This window comes from Streptomyces sp. NPDC021212 (assembly GCF_044332925.1).
Lineage (GTDB): Bacteria > Actinomycetota > Actinomycetes > Streptomycetales > Streptomycetaceae > Streptomyces.
The window spans coordinates 259,358-277,205 of record NZ_JBIRPZ010000012.1; the positions used below are offsets into that span (position 1 = coordinate 259,358).

The 17,848-nt window shown below is 69.8% G+C and carries 10 protein-coding genes; 2 read left to right on the plus strand and 8 right to left on the minus strand.

Annotation, left to right across the window (positions count from 1 at the left end; genetic code table 11):
* Positions 1–14: 14 nt before the first annotated feature.
* The 7 genes from ACH4SI_RS30575 to eccD form a co-directional block, all read right to left on the minus strand.
* A complete protein-coding gene (locus ACH4SI_RS30575) occupies positions 15–461 on the minus strand; it encodes a YbaB/EbfC family nucleoid-associated protein (protein ID WP_398301310.1) in 447 nt (148 codons plus the stop codon).
* Positions 462–532: 71 nt separating this feature from the next.
* Complete coding sequence (locus tag ACH4SI_RS30580; RefSeq protein WP_398301312.1) at positions 533–4,000, minus strand: AAWKG family protein; 3,468 nt, start codon at positions 3,998–4,000, stop codon at positions 533–535.
* Between the two features lie 63 nt (positions 4,001–4,063).
* On the minus strand, positions 4,064–4,546 hold the full coding sequence (locus ACH4SI_RS30585; RefSeq protein ID WP_398301314.1) for a type VII secretion system-associated protein: 483 nt from the start codon (positions 4,544–4,546) through the stop codon (positions 4,064–4,066).
* 99 nt (positions 4,547–4,645) lie between these two features.
* Positions 4,646–4,969: a WXG100 family type VII secretion target gene (locus ACH4SI_RS30590; RefSeq protein ID WP_398301316.1), complete on the minus strand. Its 324-nt coding sequence runs from the start codon at positions 4,967–4,969 to the stop codon at positions 4,646–4,648.
* 98 nt (positions 4,970–5,067) lie between these two features.
* Entirely contained in the window at positions 5,068–5,418 is a 351-nt protein-coding gene (locus ACH4SI_RS30595) for a hypothetical protein (protein ID WP_398301318.1), read from the minus strand.
* Between the two features lie 270 nt (positions 5,419–5,688).
* A complete protein-coding gene (eccB, locus tag ACH4SI_RS30600; protein WP_398301320.1) occupies positions 5,689–7,158 on the minus strand; it encodes a type VII secretion protein EccB in 1,470 nt (489 codons plus the stop codon).
* Between the two features lie 25 nt (positions 7,159–7,183).
* Positions 7,184–8,584 carry a type VII secretion integral membrane protein EccD gene (gene eccD / locus ACH4SI_RS30605; RefSeq protein WP_398301322.1) on the minus strand — a complete coding sequence of 467 codons (1,401 nt, stop codon included), beginning with the start codon at positions 8,582–8,584 and terminating at the stop codon, positions 7,184–7,186.
* Positions 8,585–8,865: 281 nt separating this feature from the next.
* Here eccD and eccCa point away from each other — a divergent pair, with 281 nt between their 5' ends.
* Positions 8,866–12,834, plus strand: a complete 3,969-nt coding sequence (gene eccCa / locus ACH4SI_RS30610; RefSeq protein WP_398301422.1) for a type VII secretion protein EccCa — start codon at positions 8,866–8,868, stop codon at positions 12,832–12,834.
* A 244-nt stretch (positions 12,835–13,078) separates the two neighbouring features.
* On the opposite strand, the gene ACH4SI_RS30615 is transcribed toward eccCa, so the two are convergent.
* The gene (locus ACH4SI_RS30615) at positions 13,079–14,287 is read right to left on the minus strand and encodes a S8 family serine peptidase (RefSeq protein ID WP_398301324.1); all 1,209 of its coding nucleotides are present in this window, start codon (positions 14,285–14,287) and stop codon (positions 13,079–13,081) included.
* A 246-nt stretch (positions 14,288–14,533) separates the two neighbouring features.
* Between ACH4SI_RS30615 and ACH4SI_RS30620 the strand changes: the two genes are divergently transcribed.
* Positions 14,534–17,845 (plus strand): right-handed parallel beta-helix repeat-containing protein, encoded by a 3,312-nt coding sequence (locus ACH4SI_RS30620; protein ID WP_398301326.1) that lies wholly within the window; start codon positions 14,534–14,536, stop codon positions 17,843–17,845.
* The last annotated feature ends 3 nt before the right edge of the window (positions 17,846–17,848 follow it).

The following is a 17,848-nucleotide window of genomic DNA, read 5'->3' on the forward strand; positions in this document are numbered from 1 at the left end:
ACCTTCCCCACGCGTCAGTCGGTGTCTTCGTCGATCTCGTCGCGCAGCCGGTTCCTGCTCGAACGGCTGGAACCGGCCCGCTCGCCGCCACTGAGCGCCGATCCGAAGACGCGGTTCCAGTCGAGGTCGACTCCCCGGCGCATCGAATCCTCAGGGCCCGGCCGGGTGAAGGGCTCGAAGGTGTCCATCACCCGGCGGGCCATCTGTGCACGTCCTTGCTGGACGGCCTCCATGATGGAGGCGGCCAGTTGGGGGCCCGTCAGGTTCTGGTGCTTGTTGTCGAGGAACTTCAGCCCCGTCAACTCGCCCTGGCCACCGATGGTCGCCTCCACCACCCGGTCGTTCGAGCGCACCGTCGTTGAAGCCTGACGGAGATCCGCCTCCGCCCGCGCGACGGCGGCCTGGGTGGCCTGGAGCTCGGCCATGGCCTGGGCGATGCGCTCCTGTAGCGGTTCGGTCAACGGATACTCCTGCGTAGGTCAGATGTCGATCATTCTGCAACATCGTGGGGACAAAAGGAATTTGGGCTCGGTCAGCGTCCGATCACGGCGGGCGAGCCGCCCTCGTCGGTGCCCCAGACGTCGTCCTCCTCCGGCTCCCAGACCTCGCGCTCCCGGTCGCTGCTCTCGGTCTCCGTCTGCCCGGGCCCGCCGTTGCCGCCCATCCCCGGCAGGAACGGGTTCCCGCCGCTGGTGCTGACGGCCTGCCGGTCCTCGTACAGGCCGCCCTTGCCGCGCGGGGCGGGGGCGCCACGGCGGTTGCTCACCACGTCACCGCCGTCGATCACGTTGCGGACGCGTTCGGAGGCGCCGCCTTCGCCGCCCTTGCCTCCTCCCATACCACCCATGCCACCCATACCGCCCATCGGCATCCCGCCCATCGGCATCCCGCCCATCGGCATACCGCCGGAGTTGCCGCCCATGGCGCTGGGCATCGGGCCGCTGTTCAGCGGAGTGCCGCCACCAGCGTTCGGGGAGCCGCCGCCGGACTGGCCGGGATTGCCGAGCGAGGGTTCCTGGTACGGCTTGTCGTCGTACAGCTCCTCCTCGTAGGAGGGGTCGCCGTAGTCGTAGGAGGGCGGGTTGTTGAGAGGGCCGCCCGGGTGGGAGCTGCCTCCGGGGCCGTTGGCCTGGTAGTCGGGGAGCGCGTTGTCGGGGTCGTTCAGATAGCCCGTGGTCGTCGTGCCGTCCGGGCTGGTGATCGAGGTGGCGCCGGTGTCCGGGTCCACCCGGGAGGAGCTGCCGTCGGGGTAGTCGGTGACCACCTGACCCTGTGGATCCAGGTGGGTGGTGCTGCCGTCGGGGTTGGTCAGGGAGTCGCCCGCGTTGAGCGGTCCGGAGTAATGGCTGCCGTCCGGCCTGGTGATGGTCGCCGTCTGGGTGTGCGGGTCGATCTCGGACTTGCTGCCGTCCGGGAAGTCCGTCACGACACGGCCCTGGGAATCCAGGTGCGACTGGCTGCCGTCCGGGTTGGTCAGCGAGTCGTCGCCGTTGACCGGTCCGGAGATGTCCGGAGAGAGCTGGCTCAGGTCACCGTTGTTGAGCTGGCCCAAGTCGCGGTTGCCAAGCTGGTTCAGGTCGCCGTTGTTGAGCTGGCCCAAATCGCCATTGTTGAGTGAACGGTTGAGCTTGAGCTGTTCCTTCTGGTATTGGTCCTGCTTCTGCTGCTGTTGCTGCTGAAGGTCTTCCTGCCGCTTCTGCTGCTCTTGCTGGAGCTTTTCCTGCTTCTGCTCCGCCTCGGCCTGCTTCTGCTCGGCCTGCTTCTGCTGCTCCTCCTGCTTCTTCTCCTGCTCCTGACGGACCTCCTCCTGCTTGGCCTGCGCTTCGGCCTGCTTCTGTTCCGCCTGCTTCTGCTGCTCCTCCTGCTTCTTCTCCTGCTCCTGACGGACCTCCTCCTGCTTGGCCTGCGCTTCGGCCTGCTTCTGCTCGGCCTGCTTCTGCTGCTCCTCCTGCTTCTTCTCCTGCTCCTGGCGGACCTCCTCCTGCTTCTGCTCCGCCTCGGCCTGCTTCTGCTCGGCCTCCTTCTCCTTCTCCTCCTGCTTCTTCTCCTGCTCGGCCTGCTTCTGCTCCTGCTCCTGCTGGACCTGTTCCTGCTTGGCCTCCTGTTCCGCCTGCTTCTTCGCCTGCTCCTTGTCCCGCTTGTCCTGCTCGGCCTTCTGCTGATTGACCTGCTGGACCTGGAACGCCTGAGCCTGCTTCTGCGCCTCGTCCTGCTTGGCCTGCTGCTCGGCCTGCTTCTGCTCGGCGACCTTCTGCTGTTCTTCCTGCTTCTGCTCCTGCTCCTGGCGGATCTGCTCCTGCTTGGCCTCCTGCTCCGCCTGCTTCTGCTCGGCCTCCTTCTCCTTCTGCTCCTGCTTGGCCTCCTGTTCGGCCTGCTTCTGCTCCTGCTCCTTCTCCTTCTGGGCGGCCTTCTCCTCCGCCTCCTTCTCCTTCTGATCCTGCTTGGCCTGCTGTTCGGCCTGCTTCTGCTCGGCCTCCTTCTCCTTCTGCTCCTGCTTGGCCTCCTGCTCCTTCTCCTTCTGCTCCTGCTCGGCCTTTTCCTCTTCGTACTTCTTGTCGGCCGCCGCCTTGTCCGCCGCCGCCTTGTCATCCGCGGCCTTCTTGTCGTCGGCGTACTTCTTGTCCGCCGCGGCCTTGTCTGCCGCCGCCTTGTCCTCAGCCGCCTTCTTTTCGTCCGCGTACTTCTTGTCCGCGTCCGCCTTGTCCTTCGCGGCCTTGTCCTCGGCGTCCTTCTTCTCCTTGTAGGCCTTGTCCTCCTGGTACCCCTCGTTAAGGCCCTTGTCGCCCTTGGTCCGAATGGAACCCAGGTCGAAGTGCGACGACCCCCAGGCGGTCGCCAGATCCTTCAGTGCCTGCTCGGCAGGGTCGATCAGATCAGTCTTGACCTTCGCTTCCCACCGGGTGATGGCCTCGTCGCCGACCTTCTTCCAGGTCTCCAGCTCCTTCATGTCGCCGTACGTCTTCAGCTTGGCGTCATAGGCGTCCTGCGAGAAGCCCGCCGCCGTGCTGTAGTCCCAGTAACCGCTGCTGGTGTAATAGCCGCCGGTATACTCCCAACTGGCGTTGATCTTGGTCAGATTGCGGAGCCAGGCCTGGTCGGCTATCTCCCCCAGCAGGTCGACGAGCGGCCGCAGCGGGTTGCCGTTGGCCATTTTCCAGTCGTCCCACTTGTTGTAGATGTTCCGGGCCTGTTTCTCCAGGTCGTCCCCCGCCTGCCGGAGCGCCTTGCCCTGTTTGGACACTCCGCCGATGGCCTCCATGTCATCGGCGTAGTGCCCGTATCGGCGGCCGAGTTCATGGATGAGGTCCCAGAAGACGCCGGCCGCCTGTCCCTTCCACGCCTCGTTCTGGTCCTGGCCCACCTTGCTCTGCCACTCGGCCATGGTGGCATTACTGTCCCAGAAGAACTTCGCGACCCGGTCGAAGGCGTCCGCCGCCATGTCGAAGGACGCCAGACGGACGCCCTTGTCGAGCGGGATCTCAGGCTTGCCGCCCCAGGAGAACCCGAGGGTTCCGTTGGGCTCCTCCAGCAGCGCCTTCAGCGCGTTGCCCGTCCCGTAGGCGTAACTGGTCAGGTCGAAGGTGTTCCAGGTCGTCCCGTTGTCGCTCGGCTTGAAGTGGCCGTCTTCAAGCTCCTTGCCGTACTTGCTCTTTCCCTCACCGCCCACGACCTCGCCTTCGCTCGGGCCATCCCCGGACTTGAAGCCGAGCAGTGTAAAGCGGGCCTTGTAGTAATGGACGGTGCCGCCGTCGCTCGTGTAGAACGGGATGACGAAGTCGGTGTTGTTGATGTCCCAGCCGGCATTCTCGACCATCCAGTTGAAGTCGCTCGCGTCGACGGTCTGGACGGACCCCTGCTTGGAGATCTCGACCTTCATCTGCTTGATGCCGGCGTTGCCGACCATCTGGTCGAACAGGGTGTGCTTCGCGGGCGCCTCGTAGCCGGTGAAGAGCTTGACAGCTTTCGCCCAGTAGTCGTCGTACTCTTTGTCATCGGCCATGGCAGGCGAGGCTCCATCAGAAGGGGTGTCTACAAGCGGGAAACGACGTAACGGCGCCGGTGTCTACTTGTCCTTGTCCTCGCCTTCCTGGTCCGGCGGGGTCGTCAGGTCGGCGTCGACGTCCTCCCAGATGTCGACGAACTTCTGGCCGTCGACAGCGGCCAGGCTCTCCCCCTGCGTCTTGAACAGGCTGTCGATGGTCTCACCGAGGGCGTCGTCAATGTCCTTGAAGAGCGTCAGATGGTTTTCCAGGATTCCGTCGAGGGTCGTCACCATTTCCACCACGGCCCCCTTGACCGCCTTTCCGTGCGTGCCCGCGTCCTCCGCCAGGTTTCCGATCGCCAGCGGAACGGGGGTGCCGAACGGGAGCCCGGGAACGCCTTCGTCATCCCCCTTCAGGGCTTTCATCGAGGGAATCGGCTGGTCCCCCGTGCCGTTCTCGGTCACCGTTTTGAGCGCCTTCCGGAAGTCGGCCAGGTCGACTTTCCGGAAGTTCTCGAGCCACGCCTTGTCGAGCTGTGTCACGGGCTGATTGCTGTCGGCCATTCCCTCGCCCTTTCTTCACTGTCTCACTGCGGGATGACACAGCGGGCGGCCGCTCCACGGAGGTACGCATGTGGAACGGCCGCCCGCATGGCGCTGTGGTCAGCCGCCAATCTTCACGTCCTGCCAGCTCTGCGTCTGGCTCTTCTCGTTCTGCGTGTACATGTTGCGGATATCGTCGAGCGTCTTCGCGTTGTCGCCGAGCCACTTGCTCATGTTCTCGACGGCCTGATTCCAGGCCTTCTGCTTCTCGTCGTAGGCCTGGCGGTCGTCACCTTCCCAGGACTGCTGCAGCTGCTGGAGTTCGTCGTTGAGGCTGTTGATGATCTTCGCGATTTCCTGGGTCTGCAGACGCATGTCATCAACGGCGTTGTCGACGTGCGCGTAGCTGACGTAGATATATCCGTCAGTGAGGTTTTCGGACATCGGTGACCTCGTCTCGCCGTGGGGGTATGAATTCGGGGGAAGCTGTTTCGGCCTGCGTCAGCCGATGCCGGGCCGGTGGGACCACGGGCCCCTGACGGTCACCGTCCGGCGGTGCTCCCCATCAGGCCGTCGAAAATCGTCTGCGACTGGGAGTACGCCTGGTTGATGGCCTCGTTCGACGACCCCTGGGTCATGCCCTGGGCGCGGAGCGTTTCGTTGAGCTGGTTGATCATGTCCTGCAGGTTCTTGGAGATGATTTCCGCGTGCTCGTCCCAGGAGTCCAGCAACTTCTGGAATGCGCCACCGTCGCTGCCCTGGAGCGCCTGCATCATGCCGTTCTTGGTGCTCTCGACGTCCTGCCGACGGCTCTGGACACCCGAGAAGGCCATCTCAAGGGCCTGGATGCCGTTCCGTGTGGCCTGTTCTTCTGCCCGCTGCATGCCTGCCATGGGCACTGCCCCTTTCCGGTGGATTTCCGCCGCCAGGCCCGATGCGCTGGCGTGGCTTGCGTAACCGGAGTCGGCAGCACCGACATCCAGTTGGTCCAGACATGGATGGTAAGAGGATGACCAAGCGATGAGCAACGCTTAACGGCAAGAAACGATGTAACACATGCGTTTCCATAAGTCTCCCTAGTTTTGGAGCAGTTGCCGCGCTTCACGCAAGCTCAAGCCATCCTCAAATGTCGATTTCCTGATGCGGAAGACGGCCAATTGTTCTCATTGGTTGAGCGTCTTCTTGTTGTCTTCACCACACGGTGGCGTGGTCGCCTTGCCCCGGCCGGACACCGCTGCCGCGGGCGTCAGATCCGGGCCCGTCGGCAGCATGGACAGCAGCGACGACGGAAGCCGCTGCGCCTGGCCCGTCGTGTAACCCAGCGCCTCCAGCGACTTGGCCGTCGGCACCCGGTACTTCACCCCGCTGTCCGTCACCAGGTACACGGTGCTGCCGACGCCTCTGCCGTCCGCGCCGAGGGTGTGCACCAGGGCACCGCCGCCGGGGGGTGTCACGATCCGGTTGACCGTCACACAGGCCGGGGTCAGCCCTTCCGGCGGCGCCTGTGCGGCGGGGCCGAGTTGACCGCTCGTGGCCAGGGTCACGCCCACGCGCGTACCGTCGTCGTCGGACTGGATGCCCACGCACGGGGTTTCGTCCTCGCCGAGATCCACCGCCTTCGGCGGGCTCGGGGGCAGGTCCTCGGTCGTGTCGGCGTCCTCGGCGCCGGGCGCCAGGTGGCCGATCACCGCGTCGGCGCCCAGGGTGACGGCGCTGACCGCCCCGCCCGCGTACGCCTTCTGCTTGGTCTCCGGGTTGCCCAGGAGCAGCGCGGCGACGGTGGCGCTGACGGGGGTCAGGCCCTCCTTGCGCAGCACGTAGTACCGCTCGTCGCCACCGGGCGCGGAGACCTGGAAGACCTGGCCGATCCTGGTCTGGCCACCGCCCAGGGACGGTCCCTGGCCGCCGCGCAGCGGGATGTCGGGGGCCACCAGATCGGGGCCGGTGGGCAGCGAGTTGAGCAGTGCCGCGGACACCTTCACCGAGGTGCGGGAGGCGTAGCCGAGGGCTTCGCGGACGCGGCCACCGGTGTCCATGCGGAGCTTGCTGCCCCGCCACACCAGGTAGTCGGCCTTGTCGGGCCCCGTGACCAGCAGGCCCTCCGAGTCGCCGAGGCCACTGCCGTCGATGTCCTTGCCGACGGCCAGGGCGGTGGCGGTGGAGCCGTCGGTGGAGCCCGCGCACACCTGCCACGGGTCGGTGGTGAGGCTGCCGCCGTCCGGCAGGTCGTCGGGGGCTCCGGCGATGCCGACGGGCGCGCCGTGCGGCGTGCCGCCGAGCGACTTGCTGCCGACGGAGGCGGTCTTCATCTTCGCGCCGAGGAGCAGCCGCGCCGAGGTGTAGTTGCGCACCGGGCGCAGCCGTCCGCCGAGGTAGAGGTACCGGCCGCCGGTCTCCTTGTTGACCACCAGCGTGTCCTGGGCCCGCCAGGAGTCCTTCGCACCGGGCTTGATCAGGCCGAAGACGAAGGATCCAGCGGCGATCAGGATCGCGATGATCACGCTGATGGCCACACCCCGGTTGGTCCGGCCCTGGGGGCTCTCCGGGGCGTCGGGGTCGGCGCGCAGCATGCCCGAGGTGAGCCGCCCCATGATGAACATGTGCGCCTGGACCTGGTCGCGCTTGGACTGCACTTGTGCGTTCCTCCGGTTCGGGCGGTCAGCCGTTCAGGCCGCGCAGGGCGCTGTACACCCCGAGCACCCACAGGGCCAGCGGCAGCAGGGCGATGGCGGCGGCGGTGTGCAGGATCTCCGCCGCCCGGCCCCAGTACGGCACGAGCCGTCGCCCGGGCACGGTCCACGAGGCGATCGCGATGCCCGCGGTGGCCGCGAGCAGGCCGGCGGCCAGCAGCAGCCGACCGCCCGGCGAGTAGGACAGGGCGTTGAAGAGGGCCAGGAGGAGAAAACCTCCGGCCCCGGGGAGGAAGAGGGAAAGCCGCTGCCATACGTTCCCCAGACCGCGTCCGTGCAGCAACAGCAGCAGCGCGAGCACGACGGACATGATGACCTCGGGGAGTCCGCCGTCGTGGGTGAGCACGGCCAGGCAGACCGCGCAGGCGGCGCCCACGGCTCCGTACAGCGAGCTCATCCAGCCGTCGGCGAGCACCGCGCGGGCGGCGACCACCGAGGTGGCGTGCGGCTCGATGCCCTCCTGGAGCTGCTGGGCGTTGGTCGGCAGCGGCGGCATGCGCATGCCGGACATCCGGAAGGCCAGCGAGGGGACGAACGCGCCGAGGATGACGGCCACCAGGGCGAGGATACCGGCCACATGGGCCGGTCCCAGGTCGGAGATGACCATCAGGGCCCCGGCGAGGGTGCCGAAGACCATGACCACGGCGAGGCCGAGGAAGACCGCCGCGAAGGAGGCCACGGCCGCGAGCGCGACGATCGCGCCGCCCGCGCCCGCGGCGCAGGCGGCCAACAGCCGGGCGCCCAGGACCTCGTGGCTGTGCGGGCCGCCGAAGTCACCGCCGGGCAGCAGCCATCCGGCGAGCGCGAGGTACGGGCCGACCATGAAGCCGAGGGCCGCGCCGGCGGCGGCGTCGCCCACCGCGCGGCTGGCCGAGCCCGCCCCGGCGAGCAGCAGCACTCCGGCCGCCGCCGCGCACAGGGCGCGCAGCCAGGGGGAGCCGCCGGGCAGGGCGAGCGCGGCGAGCCCGGCCACCAGGGCGGTCACCGCGAAGCCGCGCAGCAGCCGGGTGCTGGCGAGCGGGGACCAGCCGTGCGGCCGGTCCTGCATGGTGGTGGAGATGCCGTCCACCAGGTCGTCGAGATGGACCTCGGGGAGCGCGTCGATGCGCGGCCGGAGGTAGAGCGTCTCGCCGTCGCGCAGGTCGTAGGAGTCGAGGGTGCGCTCCTCGTCCATCGGTTCGCCGCCGAGGCGTTGCAGCACCCAGCCGCCGTGGTCGATGCCGGTCTCCGCGAGGTCGTCCCCGCTGTAGCCGAGGACGGCGGGCAGCAGGTCGGCCACCGGGACGTCGGAGGGGACCGCGAGGTCGATGGTCTTCGCCGGCGCGCGTACGGTCAGGCGGCACAGACCGGCCACCTGGTTATCGGTCATCGGGCTGGCTCACGCTTCTTCCGGGGGTCTGCGAGGGGGGTTCCCGGGTTTCCGTTGTGACGGAATGATGTGGGACGGGACGATGCTGATGAGGCACCAGCTTATGTGCGTACCGAATGTGTCTCCGGGGAGGGTGCACATTACTGGCCCCGTCCATGTACTGGTATACCGAGTTGCACACTTGTTGTATTCCGGTTGTCTGTGCGGACGTGACGATACGCCACCGACCGAGAGCGTTGCCCCCACCGTTGTCCCATCCGTGAGGAGACCATTCCTTGAGTGTGGTCCTGTTCCGCCGCCCGGCCCGTCGGCGCGGCCCCGAAATGCCCGACGGCGAGCTGAAGCTGCAGGAACCTCCCACGCTGCCCGAAGTGGTGCCGGACAGCTCCGCCATCTGGACCTATCTGCCCATGGCGCTCATGTCGGTGTCCATGATGCTGATGTTCATGAGACCGGGCATGAGTGGCGGCGGCAGCAGCCACTTCATGTACCTGGCCATGGGTCTGATGGTGCTGTCCTCGGCCGCCATGATGCTCGGTCAGATGATGCGCAAGACAAGCGAGCGCAAACAGCGTCTGAAGGGTGAGCGCCGCGACTACCTGCGCTATCTCACCCAGATCCGGCGCAAGGTCCGCACTGCCGTGACCGATCAGCAGAAGGCGCTGGCGTGGCGGCATCCGCCGCCCTCGGCCCTGTGGTCGCTGGCGGGCACCACCCGGCTGTGGGAACGCCGCCCGCAGGACGAGGACTTCGGCGAGATCCGCGTGGCCGTCGGCGAGCAGAAGCTGGGCCTGCGGCTGACGCCCACGGCCACCACCCCGGTCGAGGACCTGGAGCCGCTGACGGCGCACGCGCTGCGCAGCTTCATGCGGGCCTACTCCACCGTCCCCGAGCAGCCCATCGCCATCTACCTGCGGGCCTGGGCACGGGTGCTGTTCCGGGGCGACGAGGAGCGGATACGTTCCCTCGCCCGCGCGATCGTCGCCCAGCTCGCGACCTTCCACGCCCCGGACGACGTGTGGGTGGCGGTGTGCGTGTCGGACGAGCGGCGCGCGGACTGGGAGTGGATGAAGTGGCTCCCCCACAACCTCCACCCCCAGGAGAACGACGGCGCCGGGTCGGCCCGGATGTTCGTCTCGGCCCTCAACGAGCTGGAGGACCTGCTCGGCGCGGAGTTCATGGAACGGCCTTCTTTCGACCCCGACGCGTCGACCGGGCGTGACGAGCCGTTCACCGTGATCGTGGTGGACGGCGGCGCCGTCCCCGGCCGGCACCGGCTGGACGGGGCGGGCTTCCGCAACTGCGTCGTACTCGACCTCACCGGCGCGCTGACCTGGCGCCCGGGACGGGTCACCCTGCGCTTCGACGTCAGCGAGGACTCCTTCGAACTGGTCCGCACCGACCGCGAGCGCAAGGAGCAGACCACCCGGCTCGGCCGCCCCGACGCCTTCGGGCCGGTCGGCGCCACGGCCCTGGCCAAGCGGCTCGCCCCGTACCGGATGGGCATGGGCGGCGGCGACTCCGCCGAGCCGCTGTCCTCGGACGTCGAACTGACCACCCTGCTGGGCATCTCCGACCTGTACCGCCACGACGCGGACAGCCTGTGGAAGCAGGCCACCGGGTCCAACCGGCTCAAGGTGCCGATCGCGGTCGGCCCGGACGGCACCCCGGTGGAGCTGGACATCAAGGAGTCCGCGCAGGGCGGCACCGGGCCGCACGGCATGCTCATCGGGGCCACCGGATCCGGCAAGAGCGAGCTGCTGCGCACCCTGGTGCTGGCCCTCGCGCTGTCGAACTCCTCCGAAACACTCAACTTCGTCCTGGTGGACTTCAAGGGTGGCGCCACCTTCCTCGGCCTGGACGAACTGCCCCACACCTCCGCCGTGATCACCAACCTCGCCGGGGAGGCCGCGCTGGTCGGCCGCATGCAGGACGCCCTGCACGGTGAGCTGATCCGCCGCCAGGAGCTGCTGCGCTCGGCCGGCAACTACACCTCCGCCCTGGACTACGAGAAGGCGCGGGCCTCGGGCACTCCGCTGGAGCCGCTGCCCAGCCTGTTCGTGATCGTCGACGAGTTCAGCGAACTGCTCGCCGCGCATCGCGAGTTCATGGAGCTGTTCGTGATGATCGGACGGCTCGGGCGCAGCCTCGGCGTCCATCTGCTGCTCGCCTCGCAGCGGCTGGACGAGGGGCGGATGCACCAGCTGGAGAGCCATCTGTCCTACCGCATCGGTCTGCGCACCTTCTCCGCCATGGAGAGCCGCGGTGTGCTGGGCGTGCCCGACGCCTACCAGCTGCCGCCGCAGCCCGGCAGCGGCTACCTCAAGTCGGGTGTGGAGGCGCTGACCCGGTTCCGCGCCGCGTATGTCTCCGGCCCGTACCAGCAGCGGCGCAGCCGGGCGAACCAGGCCCGGGTGGCCAGCCAGACGGTCCCGTGGACTTCCGGCTACGTGGTGCCCCGCCAGTTGCCCGACGTCCCGGAGCCCGAGCCGGAGCCGGAGGAGGAGACCAGCGACACGCTGCTGTCGGTGGCCGTGGAGCGGCTGGTGGGCGCCGGGCCCTCCGCCCACCAGGTGTGGCTGCCCCCGCTGGACCTGCCCGCGACGCTGGACCAGGTGCTGCCGCCGCTGACGCCCGATCCGGAGCTGGGGCTGACCACGGTCGGCTCGCCGATGCGCGGGCGGCTGACGGTGCCGATCGGCATCGTGGACAAGCCCTTCGAGCAGCTGCGCGACCTGCTGACCATCGATCTGTCGGGGGTCGGCGGCCACCTCGCCATCGCGGGCGGCCCGCAGAGCGGCAAGAGCACCATGGTGCGGACGATCCTGACCGCGCTGGCCCTCACCCACACCCCGCGCGAAGTGCAGTTCTACTGCCTGGACTTCGGCGGTGGCACGCTGGCGCCGCTGGCCGAGCTGCCGCACACCGCCGGGGTCGCGGCGCGGCTGGACTCCGAACGGGTGGGCCGTACGATCTCCGAGGTCACCTCGCTGCTGGCGGAGCGCGAGCGGTTCTTCCTGACCCACGGCATCGACTCCATGGCGACGTACCGCCGTCGCCGGGCCGCGGGCGAGTTCGCCGACCAGCCGCACGGCGATGTGTTCCTGGTGATCGACGGCTGGTCCACGGTGCGCCAGGACTACGACCGCAACATCCAGACGTTCGCCTCCATCGCCGCCCGCGGCCTCAACTACGGCATCCACCTCATCGTGACCACCGCCCGCTGGGTGGAGCTCACCGCGGCGGTGCGCGACCAGGCGGGCACCCATCTGGAGCTGCGGATGGGTGACGCCATGGACTCCGAGATCGACAATCGCCGTGCCGCCACCGTGCCGCGGATCCCGGGCCGCGGGCTCACCCGGGAGAGCAAGCTGCACTACCTCACCGCGCTCCCCCGCATCGACGGGATGGAGTCGGCCGAGGACCTGTCGGACGGGGTGTCCGGTCTGGTGTCGGCGATCAAGGAGAGCTGGCCGGGCCCGGCGGCCCCGCGGGTGCGGATGCTTCCGACGGAGCTGCCCGCCAAGCAACTTCCCCCGTCCGGGGGCGACTTCCGGGTGCCGATCGGCCTGGAGGAGGAGCGGCTGTCGGTCGTCTGGCACGACTTCAGCGAGAGCCCGCACATGGTCGTGGTGGGCGACACCGAGTGCGGCAAGACCAACCTGCTGCGGCTGATGGCCAAGTCCATCACGGACCGGTACACCCCCGCCGAGGCGCAGATCCTGCTCGTGGACTACCGCCGTGACCTGGTGGAAGCGGTGCCGGAGGAATACCGGCTGGGCCACGCGGTGTCCATGAGCGCCCTGAAGGACATGCTCGAGGGGACCGCCCGCGCCGTACAGACCCGGGTGCCGGGCCCGGACATCGCCCCGGGCCGGATGAAGCAGGCCGACTGGTGGTCCGGGCCACGGCTGTTCATCCTGGTCGACGACTACGACATGCTGGGCGCCGGCATCGGCAACTCGCCGTTCGACCCGCTGCTCAACCACCTCGCCCTCGGCTGGGAGGTCGGGCTGCACATCATCGTCACCCGCTCCGCGTCCGGCGCCGGGCGCGGGCTGAACGAGATGCTCATGCGGCGGCTGCTGGAGGTCAACACACCCGCCCTGCTGATGTCCTGCCCGCCCTCGGAGGGCTATCTGCTGGGCAACGTCAAGGGCCGGACCCTGAACCCCGGGCGGGCCGTCCGGGTCGCCCGCCGCAAGACCACTCAGGTCCAGACGGCGCTCGTGGACACGTCGGCCACGTAAACCGGTCAACCGGCCATATAAACCGGCCAAGAGGAGTAAAACCCGTAAACGATTCCGCCCCCGGTGCACGGCACCGGGGGCGGTTCCGGTTCTCGGCGAGGGATTCCGGCCGGGGTATCCGGTGGGGTATCCAGCGGGGCACCGGACGGGCATTCTCCGGATTTCCCGTCGGCTTATCCGGTCCGGCCCGCGGAATGTCCGGCCGCGAAAGTCTAGGGGAATCCCCAGAAACGCGCGGGCGTTCTCAGACCGCCGGCCGGTTCTCCTCGCCCGCCGGGCGCCAGCCCCGGGCCCGGCCGCGCGGGATCACCACCGCCGCGGCCGCCACCAGCAGCACCACCCCGCCACCCGCGCCCGCGATCATCAGCGCGCGGTTGAGCGGCTGCGGGGAGGCGGCCGGGGGGATCTTCGCGGGGGCCGGACGGGGCGTGGTGCCCTGCTTGTCGGTCAGAACGGCGGTCAGCGCCGCGTACGGGTCCAGCCGCGGCGGAACCGCCGGATAGCCCGCCGTGACCAGCTGGCGGGACACCTCGGCGGCGCCCATCCGCGGGTGCCGCGAACGCACCAGCGCCGCCGCCCCGGCGACGTTCGCCGCCGCCAGCGAGGAGCCGGAGCCGATGAAGTGGCCGGAGCCGTTCGGACCGACGCTGACCACCGCGTCCCCCGGCGCCGCGAGGTCCGCCCCCTGCTTCTCCGGCGCGTTGTCCGGGCGGGTGCCGTCCGGGCCGTAGTCCATGACCGACAGCACCCCGGGCGCGTCCGCGGGCCAGTACCAGGGCGCGGGCTCGGCCGGCTTGTTGGTCTCCGGGTCGTCCGGCATCGCGTCCGGGGCGAACGGGGCGACGACCAGGGCGTCACGCTTGGTCGCGTACGCCACGGCGGCGGTCAGCAGGGCCTTGCCGGTGGGCACCGCGCGTCCCACGTAGACGACCTTCGCGCCGCCGTCGACCGCGGCGCGGATCCCGGTCGCGAGCTGCTCCGCCGTGGGGTTGCCGCGGGTGTCCGTACCGCGCACCGCGAGGATCCGCGCCGCGGGCGCCGCGCCCGCCACGCCCGAGCCCTTGCCGGGTGCGGCGGCGATCAGGCCGGCGGCGAAACTGCCGTGCCCCACGCAGTCGGTGGCCGCGCCGCCGGCCGCGGTGACCCGGCCGGTCAGGGCGGGGATGTCCGTCCCCACACCGGTGTCCACCACCCCTACGGTCACGCCGTGGCCGTCCGCCAGCTGCCAGCCGCGGCTCAGGCCCAGCGCCTGCCGCGTCCACGGCTCGTCGCGGGCCGTCTCGCCGGACGCCTTGGTACACGGCTTGTCGGGGGCCAGGACGGCCGGGATGGCGGGCAGTTCGACGGAATCCGCGGTGGCGGGGGGAGCCTGGGCGGCCAGGGGGACCGTGGTCAACAGGGCGGCGGCCACCGCCCGTGCCGCCGTACGGCGAGGAGAACGAGCACGTCGCATGGCGCGCACGATACGCGCAGGACACCACCAGGCGGTAACGTTCCCCGGGTACCAACTGCCGTGCTCCGACCCGGGAGCGGGTTCGCGGCCGGTCCCGCGGACCGGCGCCAAAGGCACCTGGATGACGGCGCCGCGGTTCCCGTAGCCTTTCCCCGCGTGCTCGTCCCTCCCCCTCCCAGGTTTCCAGCAGGCCCGGGCTTCGGGCACCGAGGGTCGGCAGCGGCATCACAACGAGGAGGTCCCAGCGTGTCACGGCAGTTGCTCACGGTCGGTCCGGACCAGCCGGAGGGCTTCCGGACGATCGGCGAGGCCCTGGAGAAGGCGCGCACGGGAGCGGTGATACGCGTCCGGCCCGGCCGTTACCGCGAAAACCTCACGGTCCGCACGCGTATCACCATCGCCGGTGACGGGGAGCGCGGCAGCGTGGAGATCTGCCCGCCCCGTGGCACCGCCGTGGTGCTCGTCGCGGACGCGGTGATGCTCACGGACCTGACCCTGCGCGGCGGCAACGAGGACCTGCCCGTGGTGGACGCGCCCCGGGGCCAGGTGGCCATGGACGGCTGCACCGTCGTGGGTTCGGGCTGGACGGCCGTCCTCGCCCGCGAGAACGGCTCGGTGGCCATCCGGGACTGCCGGATCTCCAACCCCGAGGGCGCCGGGGTGGTGGACACCGCGCCCACCGGCAGCGTGGTCGCCGACTCCGTCTTCGAGCACCTGGGCACCTCCGCCATCGTCCTCGGCGAGCAGGCCCGCACCACCGTGCGCGGCTGCCGGGTCCGCGACGCCCAGGGCAACGGCATCCTGGCCAACGGCGAGGCGCAGGGCCGGGTGGAGGACTGCGACGTCACCGCCACCGAGAAGCCCGCCATCGCGCTGGAGGGCAAGTGCTCCACGCACGTATTGCGCGCACGGGTGCACGACACCTCGGTCGGCGTCTACATCACCAGCAGCTCCCGGCCCACCCTCGAAGAGGTCACGGTCACCGACACCTCCGGCCCCGGCATCGTCCTCTCCTCCGGTGCCGACCCCGAGCTGCTGCGCTGTGTCACCTCCCGCACCAAGGGCAACGGACTCGCCGTCACCGAGCGCTCCCGGGGCACCTTCCAGGACTGCGCGTTCGACACCGCGACCGCCCCCGCGATCCGGGTCATCGGCAACAGCGCGCCACTGCTCACCGGCACCACCGTGCGCGACTGCGCCGACAGGACCGCGTCCGTGCTGCTGGCCGAGGGGTCCTCGGCGGAGTTCGACCGGCTTGAGGTGGCCGACGCCGCCGGCGTCGGCATCTCCATCCGTACCAACGCCAACCCTCTGCTGAGCCGGGCGCGGGTGGCCGACGCCCGCGGCCACGGCCTGGAGGTGGCCGAGGACGGCCGAGGACGGCTGGAGGTGTGCACGGTCGAGAACGCGGAGGGCGCCGGTATCCGCATATCCGACGGCGGTGCCCCCGACATCCGCGACTGCGCGGTGCGCGGGACCACCCTGGCCGGGATCGTGGTCGGCTCCGGGGGCCGCGGCACCCTCAGCGACTGCGAGGTCCGCTCCAGTGTCACCTCGGCCCTGCACGTGGAGGGCGGCGGCGAGTTGACCGCACACCGCCTCCACCTGGCCGAGTCCGGCGCGCACGGCGTCCTGGTCGCCGAGGGCGCCCGGGCCACGCTGGAGGCCTGCCAGATCACCGGCAGCACCGGCGACGGCATCCGGGTCGACAGCGCCGAGAAGGTCACCCTCACCGGCTGCACCACCCGGGACAACCGTGGCGCGGGGCTCAAGCAGTCCCGGCCCAGCGACCGGCTCACCGTCGAGGGGCTGGACAGCAGCGGCAACGCCGCCGAGGACGCCTGGGGCGAGACCGCCGGCGGAACCGGCGCCGAGACGGCCCCGGGCGGCGCGGGGAAGGCGCCGGAGGGCCCGCTGGAGGAGCTGGAGTCGCTCATCGGCCTGGCCGACGTCAAGCACCAGGTCCGCACCCTGATCAACCTCAACCAGCTCGCCCAGCGCCGCGCCAGCCTCGGCATGCCCGCCCCGCCGATGAGCCGCCACCTGGTGTTCTCCGGCCCGCCCGGCACCGGCAAGACCACCGTCGCCCGGCTCTACGGCGGCATCCTCGCCGACCTCGGTGTGCTGCGCTCCGGCCATCTGGTGGAGGTCTCCCGGGCCGACCTCGTCGCCCAGATCATCGGCGGTACGGCCATCAAGACCACCGAGGCGTTCAACGAGGCCTTGGGCGGTGTGCTGTTCATCGACGAGGCGTACACCCTGCTCTCCGACGGCAAGGGCTCCGGTGCCGACTTCGGCCAGGAGGCCATCGACACCCTGCTGAAGCTCATGGAGGATCACCGCGACGACGTGGTCGTCATCGCCGCCGGATACACCGACCAGATGAGCACCTTCCTCGGCTCCAACCCCGGCCTGGCCTCCCGGTTCACCCGCACCATCGAGTTCGCCAACTACTCGGTGGACGAGCTGGTCACCATCACCGAGTCCATGTGCGGGGCCCACCGGTACGAACTCGACCCGAGCACCCTGGGCGCCCTCGGCCGCCTCTACGAGCGGATGCCGCGCGACTCCACGTTCGGCAACGGCCGCGCGGCGCGCCGGGTGTTCGAGGAGATGGTGGACCGGCAGGCGTTCCGTCTGGGGTCGATGGCGAACCCGGCCGAGGCGGACCTCACGCTGCTGCTGCCCGAGGACGTCGCCGACGACGCGTCCGTCAGCGGCGCGGACAGCCCCCGTAACTCCAAGGACCTGCTGGCCGAGCTGGACGCGATGGTCGGCCTGGGCGCGGTCAAGCGCGAGGTGACCGACCTGGTCAATCTGCTGGAGGCCACCCGGCAGCGGCAGGCCGCGGGCCTGCCCACCCCGAAGATCAGCCACCACCTGATCTTCTCCGGCCCGCCCGGCACCGGTAAGACCACCGTCGCCCGGCTCTACGCGGACCTGCTGCACTCCCTCGGTGTGCTGAACACCGGTCAGCTGGTGGAAGTGGCCCGCGCCGATCTGGTCGGCCGCTACGTGGGACACACCGCGCAGCTCACCAAGGAGGTGTTCGAGCGCGCCTTCGGCGGGGTGCTGTTCATCGACGAGGCGTACACCCTCACCCCGGAGGGCTCGGGTTCGGACTTCGGCCAGGAGGCCGTCGACACCCTGCTGAAGCTCATGGAGGACCACCGCGACGAGGTCGTGGTCATCGCCGCCGGATACACCGAGGAGATGCGCCGCTTCCTGGCCTCCAACCCCGGTCTGGCCTCGCGCTTCAGCCGCACCGTCGAGTTCGAGCACTACGACTCGGAGGAGCTGGTCACCATCATGCGCGGTTACGCGGCCACCTCCGGCTACGACTGCCCCGAGGACACCCTGGCGGCGCTGCGCGCCTACGTGGACCTCATCCCGCGCGACCGTTCCTTCGGCAACGCGCGCACCGCCCGCCAGCTGCTGGAGGCGATGATGACGCGGCAGGCCCGGCGCATCGGCACCATGGCCGCGCCCGGCCTGGAGGACCTGCGGCTGCTGCTGCCCGACGACCTTCCGGCGGGTTCCGCGCAACCCGCCGGCTGATCG

Excerpts from the sequence above, each read along its gene's own strand:
- ACH4SI_RS30590 (WP_398301316.1), bottom strand. The coding sequence starts at position 4,969 with ATGTCCGAAAACCTCACTGACGGATATATCTACGTCAGCTACGCGCAC.
- ACH4SI_RS30615 (WP_398301324.1), bottom strand. The coding sequence starts at position 14,287 with ATGCGACGTGCTCGTTCTCCTCGCCGTACGGCGGCACGGGCGGTGGCC.
- ACH4SI_RS30580 (WP_398301312.1), bottom strand. The coding sequence starts at position 4,000 with ATGGCCGATGACAAAGAGTACGACGACTACTGGGCGAAAGCTGTCAAG.
- ACH4SI_RS30585 (WP_398301314.1), bottom strand. The coding sequence starts at position 4,546 with ATGGCCGACAGCAATCAGCCCGTGACACAGCTCGACAAGGCGTGGCTC.
- eccD (WP_398301322.1), bottom strand. The coding sequence starts at position 8,584 with ATGACCGATAACCAGGTGGCCGGTCTGTGCCGCCTGACCGTACGCGCG.
- ACH4SI_RS30595 (WP_398301318.1), bottom strand. The coding sequence starts at position 5,418 with ATGGCAGGCATGCAGCGGGCAGAAGAACAGGCCACACGGAACGGCATC.